This window comes from Streptomyces sp. NPDC037290, from assembly GCF_055603245.1.
Genome location: NZ_JBVJVZ010000171.1, coordinates 1 through 1,165, shown reverse-complemented (window position 1 = coordinate 1,165; position 1,165 = coordinate 1). Strand labels below are relative to the sequence as shown.

The following is a 1,165-nucleotide window of genomic DNA, read 5'->3' as shown; positions in this document are numbered from 1 at the left end:
ACACCGCGGCCTTGAGCTCGGTGACGGATCCCATCTCGCCGAGCGCGTTGCCCATGCAGGTGACCGCGTCGAAGGTGCGGCCCAGGTCGAACGAGCGCATGTCACCGGCGTGCAGCGGGACGCCGGGTAGCCGGCCGGCCGCCTGCTCCAGCATCGCGGGCGCGTACTCCAGGCCCTCCACGTGGCCGAAGAGCGTGGCGAGCGTCTCCAGGTGGGCGCCGGTGCCGCAGGCCACGTCCAGGAGCGATACGGCGTCGGGGCGGGCGGCGAGGATCAGCTCGGTGAGCCCGCGGGCCTCCAGGTCGAAGTCCTTGCCGCGGCTGCGGAACACGAGGTCGTAGAACTTCGCGTGCTCGGGGCCGTACTCCATCAGACGAGCTCCTTCGCTGACTGGGCGGAGATGATCCTGGGCTCCGGGATGGGAACGATGAACTTCCCTCCCGCCTCGAGGAAGCGGTGCTCCTTGCGGACGACCTCGTCGGTGTAGTTCCAGGCGAGGAGGAGGTAGTAGTCCGGTTCGGTGGCGGCGACCTCGTCCGGCGGAAGGACGGGGATGCGGTTCCCCGGCAACAGCTTGCCGTGCTTGAGGGGCGTGGTGTCGCCGCAGACGGTGATGTCGTCAGCGGTCAGACCGCAGGCCATCAGCAGCTGGGTGCCCTTGGACGGTGCCCCGTAGCCGGCCACGCGGTGGCCGTCCGCCGCCAGGCCGCGGACGAGCGTGCGGACCGCCTCGGTCACGTGCGTCACCCGCTCGGCGAAGGCCCGGTAGGGGGCCTCGGTCAGCAGTCCGCGCTCCTCCTCCAGGCCGAGCAGCGCGGCGACCGACGGCTCCGGGGTCCGCGCGGCCGACTCGCGTGCGGCGACGACGGCGATCGAACCGCCGTGGACGGCGACCCGCTCCACGTCGATGATCCGCAGGCCGTGCGCGCCGAAGAGGTGCCGCAGCGTGTGCAGGGAGAAGTACGACAGGTGCTCGTGGTAGATCGTGTCGAACTGGTTCTCGTCCAGCAGGTTCAGCAGGTACGGCACCTCGATGATCAGGACGCCGTCGTCGTCGAGCACCGCGTCGACGCCGTCCAGGATGCGGTGTACGTCGTCGATGTGCGCGAAGCACTGGCGGCCGATGACGGCCTTGGCCCGGCCCTGCTCGGAGGCGATGCGGCCT

At 70.6% G+C, this 1,165-nt stretch carries 2 protein-coding genes; both read right to left on the bottom strand.

Features of this window, described 5'->3' with window-relative positions; genetic code table 11:
- Positions 1-370, bottom strand: a 370-nt coding sequence (locus ACZ7HQ_RS45745) for a class I SAM-dependent methyltransferase (protein WP_471003624.1), incomplete at its 3' end; no start/stop codon positions are given.
- Positions 370-1,165 (bottom strand): class I SAM-dependent methyltransferase (locus tag ACZ7HQ_RS45740; RefSeq protein WP_471003621.1); only part of this gene is annotated, 796 nt, incomplete at its 5' end. The genes ACZ7HQ_RS45740 and ACZ7HQ_RS45745, both read right to left, overlap by 1 nt.